General features: G+C 39.2%; 22 protein-coding genes and 1 pseudogene. 12 read left to right on the forward strand and 11 right to left on the reverse strand.

All coding sequences use genetic code 11. From position 1 onward, the window contains the following. Positions 1-201 precede the first annotated feature (201 nt). Positions 202-1,206, forward strand: coding sequence for a DUF3231 family protein (locus MKX72_RS15735; RefSeq protein WP_033580578.1), 1,005 nt, complete (start codon positions 202-204; stop codon positions 1,204-1,206). Between the two features lie 230 nt (positions 1,207-1,436). Further along, positions 1,437-1,967: a GNAT family N-acetyltransferase gene (locus MKX72_RS15740; protein WP_033580577.1), complete on the forward strand. Its 531-nt coding sequence runs from the start codon at positions 1,437-1,439 to the stop codon at positions 1,965-1,967. 42 nt (positions 1,968-2,009) lie between these two features. Here MKX72_RS15740 and MKX72_RS15745 read toward each other — a convergent pair whose 3' ends face one another. Then, the gene (locus tag MKX72_RS15745; RefSeq protein WP_155007966.1) at positions 2,010-2,759 is read right to left on the reverse strand and encodes an SDR family NAD(P)-dependent oxidoreductase; all 750 of its coding nucleotides are present in this window, start codon (positions 2,757-2,759) and stop codon (positions 2,010-2,012) included. Between the two features lie 198 nt (positions 2,760-2,957). Between MKX72_RS15745 and MKX72_RS15750 the strand changes: the two genes are divergently transcribed. Beyond that, positions 2,958-3,224: a hypothetical protein gene (locus MKX72_RS15750; RefSeq protein WP_033580575.1), complete on the forward strand. Its 267-nt coding sequence runs from the start codon at positions 2,958-2,960 to the stop codon at positions 3,222-3,224. 49 nt (positions 3,225-3,273) lie between these two features. Here the strand turns inward: MKX72_RS15750 and cysI are convergent, their stop codons facing one another. Both cysI and MKX72_RS15760 read right to left on the reverse strand, forming a co-directional pair. After that, on the reverse strand, positions 3,274-4,995 hold the full coding sequence (gene cysI / locus MKX72_RS15755; RefSeq protein ID WP_028414400.1) for an assimilatory sulfite reductase (NADPH) hemoprotein subunit: 1,722 nt from the start codon (positions 4,993-4,995) through the stop codon (positions 3,274-3,276). Between the two features lie 22 nt (positions 4,996-5,017). Beyond that, entirely contained in the window at positions 5,018-6,826 is a 1,809-nt protein-coding gene (locus MKX72_RS15760) for an assimilatory sulfite reductase (NADPH) flavoprotein subunit (RefSeq protein WP_047750521.1), read from the reverse strand. 613 nt (positions 6,827-7,439) lie between these two features. Between MKX72_RS15760 and MKX72_RS15765 the strand changes: the two genes are divergently transcribed. Both MKX72_RS15765 and MKX72_RS15770 read left to right on the forward strand, forming a co-directional pair. Beyond that, on the forward strand, positions 7,440-7,622 hold the full coding sequence (locus MKX72_RS15765; RefSeq protein ID WP_013083869.1) for a YolD-like family protein: 183 nt from the start codon (positions 7,440-7,442) through the stop codon (positions 7,620-7,622). 25 nt (positions 7,623-7,647) lie between these two features. Beyond that, complete coding sequence (locus tag MKX72_RS15770) at positions 7,648-7,800, forward strand: hypothetical protein (RefSeq protein ID WP_165573525.1); 153 nt, start codon at positions 7,648-7,650, stop codon at positions 7,798-7,800. A gap of 38 nt (positions 7,801-7,838) precedes the next feature. Here MKX72_RS15770 and MKX72_RS15775 read toward each other — a convergent pair whose 3' ends face one another. Further along, the gene (locus MKX72_RS15775) at positions 7,839-9,446 is read right to left on the reverse strand and encodes an MDR family MFS transporter (protein ID WP_047750520.1); all 1,608 of its coding nucleotides are present in this window, start codon (positions 9,444-9,446) and stop codon (positions 7,839-7,841) included. 22 nt (positions 9,447-9,468) lie between these two features. Next, a complete protein-coding gene (locus MKX72_RS15780; protein ID WP_013057798.1) occupies positions 9,469-9,921 on the reverse strand; it encodes a MarR family winged helix-turn-helix transcriptional regulator in 453 nt (150 codons plus the stop codon). A 158-nt stretch (positions 9,922-10,079) separates the two neighbouring features. On the opposite strand from MKX72_RS15780, the gene MKX72_RS15785 reads away from it, so the two are divergent. Then, positions 10,080-10,829, forward strand: a complete 750-nt coding sequence (locus MKX72_RS15785) for a MerR family transcriptional regulator (protein WP_155007965.1) — start codon at positions 10,080-10,082, stop codon at positions 10,827-10,829. Positions 10,830-10,957: 128 nt separating this feature from the next. Here the strand turns inward: MKX72_RS15785 and MKX72_RS15790 are convergent, their stop codons facing one another. The 4 genes from MKX72_RS15790 to MKX72_RS15805 form a co-directional block, all read right to left on the reverse strand. Continuing rightward, positions 10,958-11,491 carry a GNAT family N-acetyltransferase gene (locus tag MKX72_RS15790; RefSeq protein WP_155007963.1) on the reverse strand — a complete coding sequence of 178 codons (534 nt, stop codon included), beginning with the start codon at positions 11,489-11,491 and terminating at the stop codon, positions 10,958-10,960. Between the two features lie 44 nt (positions 11,492-11,535). Next, positions 11,536-11,907 carry a hypothetical protein gene (locus MKX72_RS15795; RefSeq protein WP_013083874.1) on the reverse strand — a complete coding sequence of 124 codons (372 nt, stop codon included), beginning with the start codon at positions 11,905-11,907 and terminating at the stop codon, positions 11,536-11,538. 42 nt (positions 11,908-11,949) lie between these two features. Beyond that, positions 11,950-12,141, reverse strand: a complete 192-nt coding sequence (locus MKX72_RS15800) for a hypothetical protein (RefSeq protein ID WP_014459359.1) — start codon at positions 12,139-12,141, stop codon at positions 11,950-11,952. 84 nt (positions 12,142-12,225) lie between these two features. Continuing rightward, the gene (locus MKX72_RS15805; protein ID WP_049165452.1) at positions 12,226-12,498 is read right to left on the reverse strand and encodes a hypothetical protein; all 273 of its coding nucleotides are present in this window, start codon (positions 12,496-12,498) and stop codon (positions 12,226-12,228) included. Between the two features lie 222 nt (positions 12,499-12,720). Between MKX72_RS15805 and MKX72_RS15810 the strand changes: the two genes are divergently transcribed. Next, positions 12,721-12,954 (forward strand): hypothetical protein, encoded by a 234-nt coding sequence (locus tag MKX72_RS15810; protein ID WP_049165455.1) that lies wholly within the window; start codon positions 12,721-12,723, stop codon positions 12,952-12,954. Between the two features lie 15 nt (positions 12,955-12,969). After that, entirely contained in the window at positions 12,970-14,079 is a 1,110-nt protein-coding gene (locus tag MKX72_RS15815) for a GerAB/ArcD/ProY family transporter (protein ID WP_028414409.1), read from the forward strand. A gap of 149 nt (positions 14,080-14,228) precedes the next feature. On the opposite strand, the gene MKX72_RS15820 is transcribed toward MKX72_RS15815, so the two are convergent. Next, positions 14,229-14,945, reverse strand: coding sequence for a CPBP family intramembrane glutamic endopeptidase (locus MKX72_RS15820; protein WP_155007961.1), 717 nt, complete (start codon positions 14,943-14,945; stop codon positions 14,229-14,231). 219 nt (positions 14,946-15,164) lie between these two features. On the opposite strand from MKX72_RS15820, the gene MKX72_RS15825 reads away from it, so the two are divergent. Beyond that, complete coding sequence (locus MKX72_RS15825) at positions 15,165-16,352, forward strand: macrolide family glycosyltransferase (RefSeq protein WP_028414411.1); 1,188 nt, start codon at positions 15,165-15,167, stop codon at positions 16,350-16,352. Between the two features lie 326 nt (positions 16,353-16,678). After that, positions 16,679-16,957, forward strand: coding sequence for an RNA polymerase sigma factor (locus MKX72_RS15830; RefSeq protein WP_028414412.1), 279 nt, complete (start codon positions 16,679-16,681; stop codon positions 16,955-16,957). 21 nt (positions 16,958-16,978) lie between these two features. Here MKX72_RS15830 and MKX72_RS15835 read toward each other — a convergent pair whose 3' ends face one another. Then, positions 16,979-17,296 carry a hypothetical protein gene (locus MKX72_RS15835; RefSeq protein ID WP_028414413.1) on the reverse strand — a complete coding sequence of 106 codons (318 nt, stop codon included), beginning with the start codon at positions 17,294-17,296 and terminating at the stop codon, positions 16,979-16,981. 206 nt (positions 17,297-17,502) lie between these two features. On the opposite strand from MKX72_RS15835, the gene MKX72_RS15840 reads away from it, so the two are divergent. Together MKX72_RS15840 and MKX72_RS15845 are read left to right on the forward strand one after the other, a co-directional pair. After that, positions 17,503-17,622, forward strand: coding sequence for a DUF4023 domain-containing protein (locus MKX72_RS15840; RefSeq protein WP_080754499.1), 120 nt, complete (start codon positions 17,503-17,505; stop codon positions 17,620-17,622). 173 nt (positions 17,623-17,795) lie between these two features. Next, positions 17,796-18,836: pseudogene (locus MKX72_RS15845) on the forward strand (alkene reductase); the annotation flags it as partial. Between the last annotated feature and the right edge of the window lie 5 nt (positions 18,837-18,841).

An 18,841-nucleotide genomic window follows, 5' to 3' on the forward strand; every position in this document is an offset into this window, starting at 1 on the left:
ATAGAAAAACTTAGTTTTATTCATATCAGTTATCATACAACTGACTTGTTGGTAAGTTTTATTTCCTTCAACTATCTTACTATAATAACAGCTAATGAATCTTTTCAGTAAAGTAAAAAGAAGAATATTCCTATAAATAAAAGAAATACTAATGAAGCTATACATATTTACATATCACTATTTTCAGGAGGAATGTGTACAATGAGCACATCAAAACTTCCGCCGCTCACGTCCTCGGAGCTCGCTAACTTATGGATGACTTATCAAGAAAAAACGATGATTTCGAGGTTTTTAGAATATTGTCTTGAAGGTAAAGAAGATCATAAAGAGCTTTTTGAGCTGTATTATAGCCGCTCATTAAATATTACAGAGCAAATCAAAGAAATTTTAGAGAACGAAGGTGCGGTTATTCCTTTAGGATTTACTAAACATGATGTAAACCTAGGAGTGCCGAAACTGTTCGACTCCATGTTTGAAATCATGTACGTACGCTTAATGTCTCAGATTGAAACAGGCCTATTTGCTTTGCATTCAACGATGTCCTACCGGGAAGATGTACGGAATTTTTTTGTAAATGCAACATCAGAATCGCAGAACATATACAATCAATCCACTCAGATATTATTAGAAACCGGCGTCATTGCAAAGCCTCCTTACGTTTCGATGCCAAAAGAAGTTCGGTTTGTCCACGAACAAAATTATATCGGCGGGCTAAGTTGGCTTAGTGAAAAAAGATCTCTTAATACAATTGAAGTGTCGCTTATTCAACATGCCGTTGATACAAATCTTGTCGGAATGCAGCTGATGATTGGCTTTGCTCAAGCAGCTGGCAACAAAGAGGCACAGCAGCATTTTGTCAGCGGGATGAAGCTATCAAAAAAAATTGAAACAGAACTCGGAGATATTTTACGTCATAGCTATATAGAGCCTCCTGCTACCCATGCCGGAAAAGCAACAAGCTCAACTGTTTCTCCTTTTTCAGATAAATTAATGATGTACAACACCAGTCTTCTAAGCACCTTTGGCCTAGGAAGCAATGCTTTAGGGGGTGCTTTTAGCTTAAGAAGTGATTTGCCGCTCAAAATGCTGCAGCTGGCTAAAGACATTTACTTTTTTGCAAAAGAAGGTGGAAAAATTATGATTCAAAACGGATGGCTTGAAGAGCCTCCTCAAATTGAAGATCGCAATCAGTTAACGAAAAAATAGGTTCTTGCAAATGGGAAAGCTAGCTGCTAAACGTGCAGCTAGTCCTATTTGTTTTTTTAGTATACTGTTTTTGCTACCCTTACATAAAAATTGTTTGGGTTGTTTAGAAGCTCTTCCTCTCTTCTTCTCAGTCTTTTAGCTCATATTTCTACTTACCTTATGACAAAAAATAAAAGGAATTTTCTCCGGGCTGCCGAAAACTTTCTATATAAAATAGAAAGGAGAAACGTATGTTTCCTATTCTTCATACACCTCGCACTACACTGCGTGAAATAACAGAAGCGGATGCAGATACTATTTTCGACTGCTTTTCTCAGGAAGAAGTTATCAAATATTACGGGCAAGAAAAATTCACAACTTTCCAAGAAGCTTTGGTGCTGATTGATATTTTTGCTGAAAATTACAGAAATCAAAAAGGTTTGCGCTGGGGAATCGAACGGCTCGATACGGGGGAACTAATTGGGACAGTCGGATTGAATCAGTGGAACCAAAAGCATAAGCGGGCGGAAATTGGCTATGAGCTGCACCCTGAACACTGGGGGCACGGCTATGCTTCGGAAGCTGCTTCAGCTGTTATGGCTTATGGATTTGATACCCTTCAGCTAGTGCGAATTGGAGCTGTTGTGTTTCTTGAAAACAAGGCATCTCAGCACGTGCTTGAAAAGCTCGGGTTTCAGCAAGAAGGAGTGTTAAAAAACTATATGTATCAAAACGGAAAAGCTCACGATACGCTTGTTTATAGCTCCCTGCCTCCTACATAATAAAAAAAAGGATTCTTTTTAAGAAAAGAATCCTTTTTCGTTTTATTTAAACGCCGCATACCCATCATCAGCCATGATGACACTGCCGTTTACAGCTCCCGCTTCTTCTAAGGACAGCAAATAAACCATACCTGCAATTTGTTTTGGTGTAGTGAGCTCCCTGCTCATCGTTTTAGCTTTCATTCCTTCAATCATACCGTTGTCTTTATAGCCTTGAATAATGGGCGTATCAACAAATCCTGGCGCAACGGCGACGACGCGAATACCGTATTTAGCGAGATCTAGCGCAGCTGATTTCGTCATCATGACAACAGCTCCTTTCGTTGCGTGATAGGCATAGGTACCGGGTGAGGCTAAGAAGCTAAAAATAGATGCCGTATTGATAATAACGCCTTTTATACCTAGCTCTCTCATTTTCCTGCCCGCTGCCATAATGCCATATGTAACGCCGTGCTGATTGACATTAATAATACGGTGATATTCTTCTAAGTCTTGATCTAAAACAGATGTAGGGCGTCCGATACCTGCATTGTTAAACATCACATCAATTCGTCCAAATTTGTTCACCGTTTTCTCAATCAGTGCTTCTACTTCTTCGAACTTTGTGACGTCCGTTTTCACAAACAAAGCGCTGCCTCCAGCTTCTTCAATTTGTTGAAGCGTCTCTTTTCCTTTTTCTTCATCGTAATCAGCAATGACCACCGCGTCTCCTTTTTGCGCAAACTTTAACGCAGTCTCTTTGCCAATTCCACTTGCTCCCCCTGTAATAACCGCTACTCGTTTTTGCTGCATGTTTCTCCCTCCTTGATGAAAATTCCTTTCTTTTACATTATAGCATTCTTTTTTCTATCAGCTGTTTCTATTGATTCCTTCATTGCCATAAAAGTGGTTAACTGGGGCATAGTTGAACGCCTTTTTTAACAAAAATCAGCATGTGTACAAGCAGTTTGGCGTTTTTTGCATTTACTATAGGGTAAGGAGGTGATGGCTATGCATGAACACACAGGTAATGTATCTATTCCGCGTCCTCCGGATGTGGTGACAATTCTGTGGGAGCGAAATCCTTTGGATAGACAAGCTCCTCGTACCATCGTAGAAGCAACGGTAATTGGCCGCGCAAATCCTTGCGGACGTTTGTTAGCTCAAGGTCAGCGCTACCGTACTGCAGCTCATTGTTTACTTGACAACGGCTTTGAACAAATTACTGCTGAAAGATTAGGGGTATTTGGAGTAGCTGTATTTGTTAGAGAATACTAAAATAGAAAAAGGGACTTTTCTGTAAGTTAGAAAAGTCCCTTCATACGTATTATGCGTGGAAATTCGTGCCGTCTGTTACAGCTTCGATTACACCAGCGCGGATGACAAAGTCACCAAAGTGCTCGCCTTCTTCTCTTTCTTTTGCATAGCGAGGAAGTAAGACGCGCAGTTCATTTAAAATTTCTTCTTCACTGATATTTTCACGGTACATTTTGCTTAAGCGGCTGCCGTCAAATGCTGCTCCAAGATACATATTGTATTTGCCCGGTGCTTTACCGATAAAAGCAATTTCACCTAAAGCAGGACGCGCACAGCCGTTAGGACAGCCCGTCATACGAATCGTGATTTCTTTATCGCGAAGTCCGTTTTCATCTACAATTGCTTCAATCTTCTCAACAAGAACTGGAAGATAACGCTCAGCTTCTGCCATCGCAAGCCCGCAAGTCGGAAGCGATACGCAAGCTAATGAGCTGCGGCGAAGAGCCGAATAATGCTTGCCGTCTGTTAATCCATACTGTTCAATCAAGTCACTAATTTGCTTTTTCTTTTGAGTGGATACGTTCGCGATAATTAAATTTTGATTGGCCGTTAAACGGAAATCACCGCTATGAACTTTTGCAATTTCACGAAGACCCGTCATAAGCTTATAGTCTTCAAAGTCAGCAATACGTCCACCTTGAACAAAAAGAGTAAAGTGCCATTTTCCTTTCACACCTTTTTCCCAGCCGTAGCGGTCTCCGTTATGATCAAAGTGATAAGATTTTGCTTCGTCTAAGCTCCAGCCCAGACGGTTTTCAAGCTCTTCTTTTACCGTTTCTAATCCAAGACGATCAACCGTGTATTTAAAACGCGCGTTTTTACGCACAGAGCGGTTTCCGTAATCACGTTGAATCGTAATGACTTTTTCCGCTACTTCTAGAATTTGGTCAGGTCGGCAGAAGCCAATCACTTTTGCAAGCTGAGGGTAAGTTGTTTTATCCCCGTGCGTCATACCCATACCGCCGCCGATTGCTACGTTAAATCCAACAAGCTTCTCGTCTTCTAAAATGGCAATAAAACCAAGGTCTTGTGAATACACGTCAATATCGTTAGAAGGTGGCACAGCTACGCCAATTTTGAACTTTCTTGGCAAATAGAGCGGACCATACATTGGTTCCACTTCTTCTTCCACTTCCGGTGTGCTAATGACTTTCTCTTCATCTAGCCAAAGTTCGTGGTACGCTCTTGTACGAGGCAATAAATAATCACTTAATTTTTTTGACCATTCGAATACTTCAGCGTGCACTTCTGACTGATATGGATTCGGATTGCACATTACGTTACGGTTTACATCTCCGCAAGCTGCAATTGTGTCTAATAAAGAAGCATGAATTTCTTGAATCGTTTTCTTCATGTTCCACTTTAAAATTCCGTGCATTTGGAACGCCTGACGAGTTGTCAGCTTTAACGTTCCATTTCCGTATTTTTGTGCTAAATCATCCATCACTAGCCACTGTTCTGGTGTTGAAACACCGCCTGGCGTACGAACGCGAAGCATGAATTGGTAAGCTGGCTCTAGCTTTTGTTTTTGACGTTCATTACGAAGATCTCGATCATCTTGTAAGTAGCTTCCGTGGAACTTCATCAAACGATTATCGTCTTCAGAAATACCTGAGCTGATGCGGTCTAGCATTGTTTCTCCTAATGTACCGCGTAAATAATTACTTTCATCTTTTATGCGCTCAACGTCACTTGGAGGACCTTCGGGCGCTTTTAAAATTTTGTTTACCATGTTGAAAATCTCCTTTCAATCCTCAGTATACATCACGCTGATAACGTTTTTGTTTCTTCATTTCAGCAAGGTAAGCTTCCGCCTCTTCGCGGCTCATCTTGCCTTCTGTTTCAACAATTTCAACTAGCGTGTTGTGCACGTCGCGTGCCATATTTGTTTTATCTCCGCACACATAAAAAGATGCGCCTTCTTCTAACCACTGGAATAATTCTTTGCTATGTTCAAGCATACGGTTTTGTACGTATACTTTTTCTTCAGTATCGCGTGAAAACGCCACGTCCATTTTCGTTAGCACGCCGTCTTTTAACCACTTTTGCCACTCTGTTTGGTAAAGGAAGTCTGTTACAAAGTGCTGATCTCCAAAGAACATCCATGACTTACCTTTTGCTCCTGTTTCTTCACGCTCTTGCATAAATGAGCGGAACGGAGCCACACCTGTACCAGGTCCCACCATAATAATCGGCGTTTCTTGGTTTTGAGGAAGCTTAAAGTTTTTATTGCTTTGAAGGTATACAGGAATCGTATCACCTGGCTGCAAACGTTCTGAACATAGGACTGAACAAACACCTTTACGCTCGCGTCCATGCGCTTCGTAACGTACCGCTCCAATTGTTAGATGAACTTCGTCAGGATTTGCTGACAAGCTGCTTGCAATTGAATAAAGGCGCGCTGGCATTTTGCGTAAAATAGCTACAAACTCTTGTGCTGATACGTTCCATGGGCCGAAGTCACGAACTAAGTCAATTACATCACGGCCTTGTGTGTATGCTTTTAATTCCTCGCGATTTTCTACAAGCGCTTTTAATTTATCATTTCCAGTAAGCTCAGCTGCTTGCTTTAAAAGCGGCTTTGTTAACACGGTAATTTCAAAATTAGAGAGTAGCGCTTCTCTAAGAGGACGCGTTTCTCCTTCTTTATTAACCGTTACACTTTCACTCGCATCCCACTTGAATTCGTTAAGAAGAAGATCAACAAGCTCAGGATCATTTTCAGGATAAATACCTAAACTGTCTCCTGGTTCATACGTCAAACCTGAACCTTCTAGAGATAGTTCTAAGTGTCGCGTTTCTTTATTTGATCCGCGGCCGTTCAAGTTTAAGTTCTCAAGCACTTCTGCTTTAAAAGGATTTGTTCTTGAGTACGGCGAAGTTCCTGCAGGAGCTTCCGCCGGAACAGCTGCCGAAGCGCTGTGTCCTTTCGCTTCGCTTAATCCGTCAATAACACCTTTAAGCCATTTATTTGCGGGCTCTTCAAAATCTAAATCACAGTCAACGCGCGGATACAGTCTTTCACCGCCAAGTTCTGCTAAGCGCACATCAAATTCTTTCCCTGTTTGACAGAAAAATTCGTATGAGCTGTCTCCAAGCGACAAGACAGAAAAACGGAAATTCTCAAGCTTTGGCGCTCGACGGCCGTGAAGAAATTCGTGGAAAGATAGCGCGTTATCAGGCGGCTCTCCTTCTCCATGTGTACTTACAACAATTAATAAATTTTCAAGTTTCTTTAAATTATTTGGTTTGAAATCATTCATAGAAGATACAGTTACATTAAAACCTTTTGCTTCAAGCGTTTTGCCTGTATTTTCAGCAAGACCTTGAGCATTTCCTGTCTGTGATCCGTAAAGAATCGTTACGTCTTTTGAAATCGTCTGCTCCGCTTGAGCAGGCGCTGCTGTAGAAACGTCTGGCGTTCCTTCGGCAGACGTAGATTGAGATGCTGTTAAATAACCACTCAACCACATTTTTTGTGCTTCTGTTAATGTCGGCAGAAGGCGATTAAGCAAATCTGCTTGTTCTTGATTAAAAGGGCTGTTTACTACCTTAAGTTGCAACACTGTCCACCTCACAAAAATATATAATTTAAATATGTATGCTTTTACGAATCATCTTCAACAACATGTAATACCTGTGTCTAATTAATCAATGATGTTTCCCTTCATACATTATTATTCCTATAGATTATATCAAATTTAATTATATAAATCATTAGAAAATTCTTATCAAATTCGTCTACCTGCATTTTATCGGAGAAGAATAAATTAGTAAAATACATATAATTGATAACTAGTATTAAGATCATTAATAATTGAAGCTGTGGTTACGTTTTTTATAAATGCAGTTACTTCCATATCTGCTCATTCTACATCCTTCACACGAATATGAATATTTTGTAATTTTTAGAGAAGTTTTGTAGAAACGGTTTTCTTTCTCATCAGAATGTTACATAATAAATGTAACATTAATCCTTTTAAAAAACACTATACGCAAAAGACAGTATATTCTGAAATTTAGGACAGTTTATAGGTGAGCTAGCAACCTTTTATCTATTCATACACGGTGAAGAATATAAAGGGAAGCTTGCAGTACATACCATTCCCTTTTGCTCATCTCAAATGAAAGGACTGGCTTTTAAATCAGGTAATCTTTTTTAAGGAGGCTTCTTGAATGTTTTTACGAGAATTAACGAAAAGTGGGACGATAACTGTTTCTTACTATAAAGATGGAACGTTGCAAACGTGCAAAGGCCGCGTGCACAACTTAAATCTCCATCAGCAAATTCTATCCGTAAAAGACGAAAATGAAGCCGTTGTTTCCCTTTTGCTTTCTGATATTAAATCCATTCATTAGTATGTAAAATTAAGGAGGAATTACTATGTGGAAAGATAATAAGCAAGCGCTTACAGATTTTGTGACGGAAGATCGGTTTGAACTGAACTTATATTTATCGTATTTGCTTGATCAAATTTCGTATGACACGTCTAAACAATCCCCTTTTCTTCGCAAGCCTAATGAAACAACTAGCTAATAATATAGAAAAAAAGCGCACAAATTTGTGCGCTTTTTTTAATGTGATGGCTCTACTTCAGCAATGCCTTCTTCTGGTTTTTCTTCGGCTTTTTTATTTGAAAGCTTGATCTGTCTTAAGAACAATGTACATACCGCTCCTAAAATAATAAAAGCTAAGCCCATGAAAAAGACGCTGTGCAATGCGCTCATTAGCGAGGTCTTCAAAATAGGCACAATGCTGTCTGAAAGCGCAGCTGGAATACTCTTTAGCGCCTCAGGACTAAACAGCATCTGCAGCACACTTTCAGGATTCGTATCAATCGCTTTTTTGAACCCGTCGGCAAAAGCGCTTGCTTGAGCAGGCAATGAGTTTAAATATGGAACGAGTTTGTCAGTAAGAAGCGTACCTGATTTGGCGTTCATTATCGCTCCTAAAATGGTAATACCGAACGTTCCTCCAATTGAACGGAAAAATTGACTTGATGATGTAACAACACCGAGCTCTTCTTTTGAAAAGCTTTCTTGAAGAGCAAGCGTTAAAATTGGCATTACAAGACCCATTCCTAAACCGATTACGGCCATATAAGAAGTAGCAACAAGCTTGCTAGTATGAAGGTCTAATGTTGTTAACAAGAAGAACCCTCCTGCCATAATGAGCATACCCGTAACGATTTGAGGCTTGATTCCAACTTTATAAACAAGCTGACCTCCAATAATACTCGTTACAATCATTGAAATCATCATTGGTGTCATAATGGTACCTGATTCTGAGGCGCTGACTCCAACGATTCCTTGCATAAAGAACGGAACAAATGTAATAGCTCCGAACATACCAATGCTCATAAAAAAGCCAATGATATTTAAAAGCGTAAACGTTCGGTTCTTAAATAAATACATCGGAAGAATCGGTTCTTTAGCTTTCGTTTCCACAATAATAAAGCTTATGATCCCAGCAACAGCAAGTGCAAACAAACTAATAATCTGCCAAGAGTTCCAGTCGTAGTCTTTTCCTCCAAAGCTCAGGGCCAGAAGCAAGCTTACTACTCCGATAACCATTGTGAACATACCAGCTACATCGAATTTAACAGGTCCTGTATGTTTTTTTCCTTGAAGTCCGAGCGCAATAAAAACGGTAGCGAGTATCCCTACCGGCAAGTTAATGTAAAACACCCATTTCCAGTTCAATGAATCAACAATCCATCCGCCAATTTGCGGACCGATGACAGAAGCAAGACCATAAATTCCTCCGAATACTCCTTGAAACTTTGCTCGTGCTTTTCCTGTAAATAAATCACCGATTACAATCATTGCCATCGGCATCATAACGCCGCCGCCAATTCCTTGTAATGCACGGAATAAAATAAGCTCTGTCATATTATTTGCCATTCCGCATAAAGCAGAAGCCACCATAAAAATAATAAGTCCTGTAACATAAATTACTCTGCGTCCTACTAAATCAGCGAGCTTTCCTGCAATCGGAACAACCGTTGTTGACGTTAATAAATAGGCTGTTGTCAGCCATGTCATCATGCTTAAACCACCAAGATCTCCTACGATTCTTGGCATAGCTGTTCCGACAATGGTTCCATCAAGTGCAGAAAAGAACATCGCAATAATTAACCCAATTAATAAAAGCGTGCGCTTTGAATTTTTTTGATTTTCCATCGTGTGTCTCTCCTCTTTTTTGTTACTGCTGCTTATCTTTATAAGAAGCAGCTGATGTTGCAAGCTTTTTCGTAATAGAAGCCATCATGGAAAGCTCTTCTTCTGTTAGATGCAAAAGGTAGCGGTCCATAATGGCTTTTCGACCATTTAGCACGTCTTCAAGTTTGCGATGCCCAAACTCCGTTAAGGTAATGTCAACAACTCTTCTGTCTTCTTTATTGTGTTCTCTTACAACAAAATTGTGCTGTTCAAGACGATCCACTAAAAGAGTCACGGCGCTAGGTTTTACATCCATTAGCTCTGCAATTTGAGAAACCTTACTGCTCCCTACTTTCTTTAAATAAGAAAGAACAAATAATTGCGTAGGAGTCATCTCATGCTCATTAAGGCTCTCCATCATTTCGGGCTGCATTTTTTCAAATAGCACTTGAAGCGATGAACGAATCTCCCCAAGATACTGATTGCTTTTTGTCACATCTATTCCTCCAGGCTTGCTTATTTATTTCATGTTATAAATAGTTAATGCTAATTAAATATAAATGCATATAAACTAAAAGTCAATTATTTCTTTTTTAGTATTGACCCTTACGCTGCGTTATATTTTATAGTAGATTTCAGAAGGGAGATGAAAGAATGAACAGAAAAGTAAAAGAAGTGGCTGACTTAGTAGGAATCAGCGTCCGCACGCTGCATCACTATGATGAAATCGGGCTATTAAAACCTGATGCTGTCAGTGAATCCGGCTACCGGCTTTATTCACCGGCTAATCTTGATATGCTTCAGCAAATATTATTTTTTAAAGAACTTGGCTTCCCTTTAAAACAAATTCAGGAGATTATAACAGACCCAATATTTAATCGCACAGAAGCGTTGATACTGCAAAAAAACATGCTGATTGAAAAACGCAGTCGGGTCGATCAAATGATTGCAACCATTAATAAAACGATTCAATATGAAAAAGGAGCGATTGAAATGAACGAAAAAGAGCGGTTTAAAGGGCTGGATTTTTCGCATAACCCATACGAAGAAGAAGCCCGGAAGCGCTGGGGAAATCAGCGAGTAGATGAAGCGAATGAAAAAGTACAAAGCTTTTCACATGAAGAACAGCAGCGCATGTCAAACGAATGGGAAAGTATCTACACTCACTTAGCTTCTCTGCGTGATCTGTCACCATCCTCTACAGAAGCTCAAAAAGCCATTGAGCAATGGTATCAATTTTTAAATGAGAACTTTGGAACGTATTCGTTAGAAGCCTTTAAAGGTCTTGGAGAGATGTATGTACAAGATGAGCGGTTTACAACCAACATCGATCGCTACGGAAAAGGATTAGCGAAATTCATGAACGAGGCGATGAGTACATTTGCTGATGCTAAAAAACAATAAATCAAAAGAGATTGAGATATAACTACATCAATTATATGAAGCCTACGTTCATCACCACAATGAAAAAATCCGAACGATTCATCGTTCGGATTTGCATTCACTTAACATACTTTTGTCTCAGCCTCTTTTTATAAGTGAAGACCCATAAGCATTGTATTATAGTAGACGCCATTTATATAGGTGTCTTTTTCTTTTAATCCTTCTGTTTGAAACCCTAGCTGTTTGTATAAAGAAATAGCTCTTTGATTATCTTCTCGCGTCACAAGTTCGATTTTTTTTGTTTGTTTATTCATACGTGCCCATTCAATCAGCTCAATCATTAGCTGTCTTCCTAGCCCTAGCCCGCTATAAGCATCCTCTACCACGATACCAAGGGTACCCACATGCTTATTACGCGGGTTTTGAGACGAGGTGATGGATGCAATACTAATGATTTCTTCTTCTTTTTCAGTCACGACTATAAGAGAGTTTTGCTCTTGTTTTACAGAAGCTAAAAACACTTCATACTCTGAAACTGGTCTAAGAAACTCCCCTTCTCCAAATGAAAGAAAATCACTTTCTCCTCCCACTCGATTGTAAAAAGCAATCATTTTCTCTGCGTCTTTTGATTCTGCTTCTCGAATGGTGACGCCTATACCATTCTTTAATGTACGTAAACTCATATATCTATCTTCCTTTTAGTTATTCTTGTTTGCCTATATGGGTTTTAGCGCTGTTTTTCTCTCCACTGACCTAACCACATGCGATTCCCTAAAGCCGTAAAATCATTTTCGTCGGCGTAGCGTTCAATGACGGAAAGCGCGTTGTCCTCAAGCATTGGTGAATAGCTCATAATTTCTAAAATATGATGTGCAGCCCATAGGTCAATTCGATAAGTAGGATTCGTCAGCAGTGTTGAAAATTCAAAGAGCATGCCTGGATAGTATAAATGAATGAGCTGCGCAATTTTTTTCATATCTTCTGCAGCTCGGTTTCCTTTTTTTACAGATTTTTTATCTCGGTAATCGATTTCATAATGAATTTTTGCGCTTTTTTGATAAAGATCAACTAGCGTTTCGTACGTACGATGTTTCTGCATTTCTCATCTTCCTTTGCTTCTAGATTTCCTCGTTTGAAGATGCTATAGTTCATTTTTAGGTTTCATATATTCAAATAAATGCAGCAAAAATATGATGCTTCCGCCAATGCACATCACAAAACTTAACGTAGCAGGATACTGAATAAAGAAACCGACAACACCAAAAATCAGCATAGCAAGCGCTCCTATCATCATAAACAGATGATAAGCCGGTGTATTTTCTTCATTATTCATACATAACTCCTTTTCACTATTTTTTAAGTTATTAAAAAGATATGACACTTCTTTTGGACTATGCTCTTTTATTTTGCTGCCGCTTTATTTCTTTAGCTTAGCACGAAGTAACGTGAGAAGGCCTCCTCCAAACATCACGCCACCCACAATTTGATACAGGTGTATGTAGCTTTTTACCGTTTCAACATACAGATCTGTGTCTACATTCCCTTTACTTTCTAGCCATTTTTGGCCCATTGCCTGACCCGTTGCAACGCTTTTTAACAAAACGACCAGGCCTCCGAGCATGACAACGGCGGCGATCATAAGCTGTACCTTTTCTTTGTCATCTAGCATTTTTTTGAATTCGTCTACCATCTATCTCTCTCCCATCCTTACCTTGTTATGTATCTACTTGTTTGTAATCATGCTGTTTTTTCTCTATTATAACGCTCAACTTGGTCATTATAACACGGTTTTGCACTGCCTTTAGTCTTACTTTTCATAAATGACGCCATTTTGGGTGATACTATTTTTGAAACACAGGCGTCTTTAACATCCCTTCATTATTTTTGAAGGGTTACTAATTGAGGTTGATACATGCTTATATTTTTAGGGATTTTTTTACTTTGTGCAGCTGTTTGTTTAGTAGAAATACCTTATTTAAAAAAAGTGAACAGTCGAAGAGAAAAGCGAATTTTTTGGAGTTTGTTCACAGTAAGTATTTTAATTGTTAGTTTAAAATATGGCGGTGTGGAAATCCCTAACCCTGGAGACGGCATTGCTTTTTTATTAAAACCTTTTAGTGATTTTTTGTTCAGTCTGTTGAAGTAAAAGGAAGTGAACAACGTGCATAGTCAGATAAAATTATCCGCAGCACAGTTTCGAATACTCGTGATTTTTTATAGTTTAGGCGACACTATTTTAGTCGTACCTGGAAGCTTAACGGCTGATTCTAAACAAGAAGCATGGATTCCAGCCATTTTAGGCGTAGGTGTAGGCGTTTTTCTTGTATGGATGTATATCAAACTTTCTAGCCTTTATCCGAATAAAACCCTTGTAGAACTAAACGAAGCCATTTTAGGCAAGTGGCTAGGAAAGTTTGTCTCTCTTTTATTTGTAGCTTCTACTCTTCTTTTTTGCAGTCAAGTTTTGTTTTACGTGGGCTCATTTCTAACAACTCGCATTATTATTCAAACGCCTATGCTTGCTGTTCATATTTTGTTTATGGGAATTGTGATTGTCGGCGTTCGTCTTGGCATTGAAACGATTGCCCGCTGTGCTGAAATTCTCTTTCCTTGGTTTGTTATTCCGTTTTTAATCTTAGTTTTTTCGATCTTCCCTCAAATTCATTATGAGAATTTGCAGCCTTTGTTAGAGGTAGGCGTTAAGCCTATTATTCGATCTATTCTGGTCTTTACAAGTATTACGTCTCTCACTTTCATTGTATTGCTGACCGTTTTCCCTGCTCACGTAGGGGAACCTGATCAGCGAAACCGCGCTTTTTTTACAGGAAGCTTAATCGGCGGAGGCATTATGATTATTATTTTATTACTTGGCATTCTTGTACTTGGAAATACGTATACACGTATCGCTTTATATCCAAGCTATGAGCTTGCAAGGCGTATCGAAGTTGCCGATTTTCTGAAAAATATTGAAGTAATCATGGCCATTATGTGGTTTTTATCTCTTTATTTCAAAACGTCTCTCTACTATTATGCGACCGTTTCCGGACTCGCTCAAATTCTTGAATTAAAAAACTACCGAATTTTAACTCTTCCGCTAGGCATTATTGCCGTTACATTTTCACTTATCGTGTATCCAAGCATTCCCTATGAACAAACGTGGGACAGAGATACGTGGATTCCGTACAGTCTGTTATTTGGACTATTTTACCCTCTTGGGTTATTAATAGTTGGGAAAATTCGCGTAAAGCATTCGGCGTCTTTATCGAAATAAAAAGAAATTGAGACATAACGAAATCCATCCAATCAACAGCTAGAAGGAAGCTACATGCATGAAACTTAGATTCATCCTACCAATAAAAAAATCCGAACGATGAATTGTTCGGATTTTCCCTCAACGAAACTACTTTGTTTTACCCTCTTTTAAAAGAACACGGTTATACTCACTAATCCATTCCACAGCATATGTAAAATCATAGATGGGAAAATAGATTTTGTTCGATAATAAATAATGGCGAAAACAAGTCCCATGACGGTAGCTGTAATCGGAAAGCCAATATGTAAAAGACCGAATACAAGAGCGGAAACGAAAATGCCCACAAGCACGTGATGGCGTTTGGTTAAGAAACCACATAAAACACCTCTATAAAGCAACTCTTCTTTAATAGGCGTGATAACTGCTACACTTATAAAAAATATCCAGCTTGAAAGCTGCGTTTGATTAAAACTGCCTTGATTTAAATCTTTTTGCTGCTGATCTGCGCTTTCTACGTTTAAAAATGAAAGCATCACGTACTGCACCGCGGCTACAATTAAAAAGCCTACCACAATATATACATACGTTTTCCCTTCTTTTAATACCGAGACGTTCCACATAGGTTTTAAAAATCTGCGCACAGGTCTATAAAGCACCGCAACCCCTAGAAAAAATGCCGCGTCTACAAGCAGAGCATATGGGCCTTCTAATAAAATTCCTGTCATATTTGAACCCATAACTTCATCGTAAATAGCTACTCCAATTCCGGCTAGGATTTGCAGTCCAAAGCCCAACACGATAAATAGAAGCAATGTGAAGTAAGTAAACTCTTTTTTCTTTTTAGGCTTTAAAACCGGTTCTGAATTTGTTGATAACGTACTCAAAATAGCAACCTCCAAAAATGATTCTTTCTCTCTAGTGCTCTCAAAATTCTATCATAAACTCAGTTTAATTATGTTATTTTTTAGGAAAAAAGTTATATTTTTTCACATTTTATACACAAAGGCAGGGCTTCAAAAAATAAATGCGCTAACCAAATTAGTTGTCAACTTCCTTATATTTGATTACGCTTGAAGAAATCTTACCGAAAGTGAAGTGAAAAAATGGCAAACATTTTAATGATCAACTTTCCCGCTGAAGGTCACGTAAACCCAACGCTTGGAATGGTAAAAGCTTTTTCAGACCGAGGTGATACAGTTCATTACATTACGGCCGAGCGTTTTAAAGAGCGCCTTGAAAACGCCGGGGCTATCGTACACATTCACCCAGACTTATTAAGCGGTGTATCCATCAAGCCTGAAACTCCTCAAGGAATCAACGCTTTTTTAAACATCCACATCCAAACGTCTTTAGATACGCTGAAGCTTGTTCATATATTATCAAAAAAAATTGAATTTGATTTTGTGTTTTACGACAAGTTTGGAGCAGGCGAATTAGTGCGTGATTATTTGCGGATCCCTGGCATTGTATCATCTGCTTCTTTTTTAATGCCGAAAGACCGCTTAGCAATGATGCCTCTTCATCCTGATTCAGACGTTCCATTTCAGCCGGATGAACAAGCTCAGTACGGGCTCAGCCTGCTTAAAAATCAGTTTGGCATAGAGCCTAAAAATCTGCTTCAATTTATGAACAATGAAGGCGAATTAACGGTCGTGTACACAAGCCGCTTTTTCCAGCCGCTTCATGAACATTTTGATGACTCGTGTTTATTTATTGGGCCAAGCTTTCCAAAGCGTCACCGCTCTCATGATTTTCCGTTAGAAAAGCTGAAAGACGAAAAAGTTCTTTATATTTCAATGGGAACGGTACTTCATGACGTAGAAGGCTTTTTCAACCTTTGCATCGACGCATTTAGCGATTTTGATGGAAAAGTTGTGATTGCAGCAGGAGACCGGGCCGATTTTAAAAGAATTAAAAAAGCGCCAGAGCATTTTATTATTTTGCCCTATGTTCCTCAGCTTGACGTGTTAAAAGAAGCGGACGTTTTTATCACGCACGGAGGCATGAACAGCGTAAACGAAGCTATTCATTTTAACGTACCGTTAGTCGTTTTACCTCATGGCAAAGATCAGCCGATCGTTGCTCAAAGGCTCGTGGAACTAAACGCTGGTTATCGCTTAGCAAAAGAAACGGTAAATGCCTCTCTTTTAAGAAGTGCCGTTGACGAAGTTGTCCGCGACGATTCCTATAAAAAAGGAATTAAAGAAATCAACGCAAGTTTCCAGCAGGCATCTGGCCCTGCCGCTGCAGCCGAACAAATTGTCAATTACGTAGTGAAGCAACATTCATAAAGAAAAGGTGCACTGATGTGCACCTTTTCTTTATAAAAACAGCCATGTACAAACTGTATATATGCCGATGATTAGTAAACTGACGACTGTAAGGAAAATCAATGCACATCCAGCTACAATAAGTTTATCAGCTCATTTGGATACGTAACGAGCAAAGCGTGCAGGTTGTCTCTCACTTCCCCAAGTTCTCTTCTTTGATATCTCGTTGAGTATTTTGCCTTGTTTTTTTGATACTACATAGCTCATAAGCCTCTCCTTTTTAGGTGTTTATGCTCATTTTAACAAGGGTACAATGAACTATAATTGATTTTCGAAGGGGCTCGTTTATGAACAATGATCTTTTACTCATTCAAGAGATAAAAAACCGAAAGAAAGAAGCACTTCATCAGCTTTACAATCGATATGAAACGCTTTTGTATCGTCTTGTCTATTCAGCAGTAAAAGATCCACATGCTTGCGAAAGCATCTTAACAGAGCTATTCAAAGAAATTTGGCATTCCCCTGATCTTTTGGTCAAAGAACGTACTCTTTCTCTTTCCTTGTGCAAGCAGTGTGTAAAAAATATAAAAAAGCACAGCCAGAACTCAGAGAAGATTTCGTCGTAAATCATTTTTTGGCTGTACATACTATGAATACAAATCCATATGACTGAAATAATCGAAAATATGATGTAAATCTGTAATCTTTATGCTATGAGTGCTGTAAGCAACGATTATTTCAGCCAGCATAAGAACAAATAAAATGGCCAATAGCACCTTAACAAGCGGAAATTGTCGGAACTGAGGAGAAAAAAGCAGCTTACTGACTGTATACAAAAACAGCAGGATAAAGTAAATCATCATGGCATTGGTCGCCTGAAGGGGCACATTCCAGACAAATATGTACACGCTGAATGTCAAAATTAAAATAAACGACATTTCTTTCCCGCTAAAAAAATCACTCATTGCGTAACACCTTTTCTTGTTCATGAATGAATAAGAAATTATAAACTCACGAAACATTAACGTTATTTTTACAACAGTATACACGATTTTCCTGTTAATTTCTATATACCGGTGTATATATGGAGCTGCTTTTAGCGGATTGGCGTCATGTTTTTGAATGCAATGGGTTATAGTAACAGGGAAAGCTCATAAGGGAGGTATGGATAATGGAAAACACAAATCAATTTGTTCAAAAGCTGAACGACAATCAAGAAAAGCAGCGTAAAAATAAGCAGGGTCAAGCTACTGGCCACCCGGAGAAAAAACTTCCTAACAAACAGCATTAATATTGTAAAAGCTGGCTGTCAAAACAGCCGGCTTTTTTTGTAATCATTTTTCGGAAGTCGAAATGTTTGAAGATAAAACAAATCCCCTGTTACAATAAACTGAACCCGCTGCAAAAACGTTCGCAGCTATACTTTCCTCTTAAGGAGCTGAATATAAAATGAGTAAATTTGAAAAATTATTCCAACCAACAAACATTGAAGCATTTGATTTACACACTCGTACAGCAATGGCACCGATGACACGATGCTTTGCTGATCCAGAGACAGGCGTAGTCGGTCAAGACGTTGTAGACTACTACCGCCGCCGCGCAAAGGATGGTATTGGCTTAATTATTAGTGAAGGAATTGTTATCAGCGAACGCGCAAAAGGAAATCCTGGCGTTCCCGGTATCTATACACAAGAACAAATTGATTCATGGAAGCCTGTAACAGAAGCTGTTCATGAAGAAGGCGGCACGATTATTGCTCAAATTTGGCACGTTGGCCGCTTGAGTCATCCTGAGTTAATCAATGGACATAAACCTCAGGCCCCTTCTGCTATTGCAGCACAAGGTCAAGTGCCTCGTTTCCGCAAGCCGTACGAAGAGCCTGAAGAAATGTCAAAAGAAGATATTAAAGAAGTTGTAGGACAGTACGCTCAAGCAGCTAAAAATGCCATTGAAGCAGGCTTTGACGGCGTTGAAATTCACGGTGCTCACGGCTATTTAATTGATCAATTTAATTCAGACTGGTCTAACAAACGCACGGATGAATACGGAGGCGACCTTGCACAGCGATTAACGTTTATGAAAGAAGTGATTTCTGCTGTTATTGACGCTATCGGAAAAGAACGCGTTGTGATTCGCTTCTCTCCTCATAAGCTTGATAAACCAGACTATCGCTGGGATGATACCGAAAAAGCCATTCAAACGTATACAGAAGCTTTTAAAGAAACAGGCATTGAGATTATTCACCCGTCTATGCTTGATTTTTACGAAGATGTCCAAAACGGCCAAAACCTTTATGAAATCACGCGTAAGTACTGGGATGGACCAATTATCGGCGTGGGTGATTTAACGCCTGAATCAGCTGAAAAAGCGCTTCAAGCCGGCTGGATCGACGTAGCTGCTATTGGCCGCCCGCTAATTTCAAATCCTGATTATTTACAGCGTATTAAAAACGATGATGCTCTTGTCGAATACGATGCTAAAAAACATTTACCAGAGCTTATCTAAAAAAA

The organism is Priestia sp. FSL R5-0597, from assembly GCF_038006305.1.
Lineage (GTDB): Bacteria > Bacillota > Bacilli > Bacillales > Bacillaceae_H > Priestia > Priestia zanthoxyli.

Bases quoted from the DNA above. Each gene is read 5' to 3' on its own strand.
- MKX72_RS15735 (WP_033580578.1), top strand. From the start codon at position 202: ATGAGCACATCAAAACTTCCGCCGCTCACGTCCTCGGAGCTCGCTAAC.
- MKX72_RS15740 (WP_033580577.1), top strand. From the start codon at position 1,437: ATGTTTCCTATTCTTCATACACCTCGCACTACACTGCGTGAAATAACA.
- MKX72_RS15745 (WP_155007966.1), bottom strand. From the start codon at position 2,759: ATGCAGCAAAAACGAGTAGCGGTTATTACAGGGGGAGCAAGTGGAATT.
- MKX72_RS15750 (WP_033580575.1), top strand. From the start codon at position 2,958: ATGCATGAACACACAGGTAATGTATCTATTCCGCGTCCTCCGGATGTG.
- cysI (WP_028414400.1), bottom strand. From the start codon at position 4,995: ATGGTAAACAAAATTTTAAAAGCGCCCGAAGGTCCTCCAAGTGACGTT.
- MKX72_RS15765 (WP_013083869.1), top strand. From the start codon at position 7,440: ATGTTTTTACGAGAATTAACGAAAAGTGGGACGATAACTGTTTCTTAC.
- MKX72_RS15770 (WP_165573525.1), top strand. From the start codon at position 7,648: ATGTGGAAAGATAATAAGCAAGCGCTTACAGATTTTGTGACGGAAGAT.
- MKX72_RS15775 (WP_047750520.1), bottom strand. From the start codon at position 9,446: ATGGAAAATCAAAAAAATTCAAAGCGCACGCTTTTATTAATTGGGTTA.
- MKX72_RS15785 (WP_155007965.1), top strand. From the start codon at position 10,080: ATGAACAGAAAAGTAAAAGAAGTGGCTGACTTAGTAGGAATCAGCGTC.
- MKX72_RS15790 (WP_155007963.1), bottom strand. From the start codon at position 11,491: ATGAGTTTACGTACATTAAAGAATGGTATAGGCGTCACCATTCGAGAA.
- MKX72_RS15795 (WP_013083874.1), bottom strand. From the start codon at position 11,907: ATGCAGAAACATCGTACGTACGAAACGCTAGTTGATCTTTATCAAAAA.
- MKX72_RS15800 (WP_014459359.1), bottom strand. From the start codon at position 12,141: ATGAATAATGAAGAAAATACACCGGCTTATCATCTGTTTATGATGATA.
- MKX72_RS15805 (WP_049165452.1), bottom strand. From the start codon at position 12,498: ATGGTAGACGAATTCAAAAAAATGCTAGATGACAAAGAAAAGGTACAG.
- MKX72_RS15810 (WP_049165455.1), top strand. From the start codon at position 12,721: ATGCTTATATTTTTAGGGATTTTTTTACTTTGTGCAGCTGTTTGTTTA.
- MKX72_RS15825 (WP_028414411.1), top strand. From the start codon at position 15,165: ATGGCAAACATTTTAATGATCAACTTTCCCGCTGAAGGTCACGTAAAC.
- MKX72_RS15830 (WP_028414412.1), top strand. From the start codon at position 16,679: ATGAACAATGATCTTTTACTCATTCAAGAGATAAAAAACCGAAAGAAA.
- MKX72_RS15835 (WP_028414413.1), bottom strand. From the start codon at position 17,296: ATGAGTGATTTTTTTAGCGGGAAAGAAATGTCGTTTATTTTAATTTTG.
- MKX72_RS15840 (WP_080754499.1), top strand. From the start codon at position 17,503: ATGGAAAACACAAATCAATTTGTTCAAAAGCTGAACGACAATCAAGAA.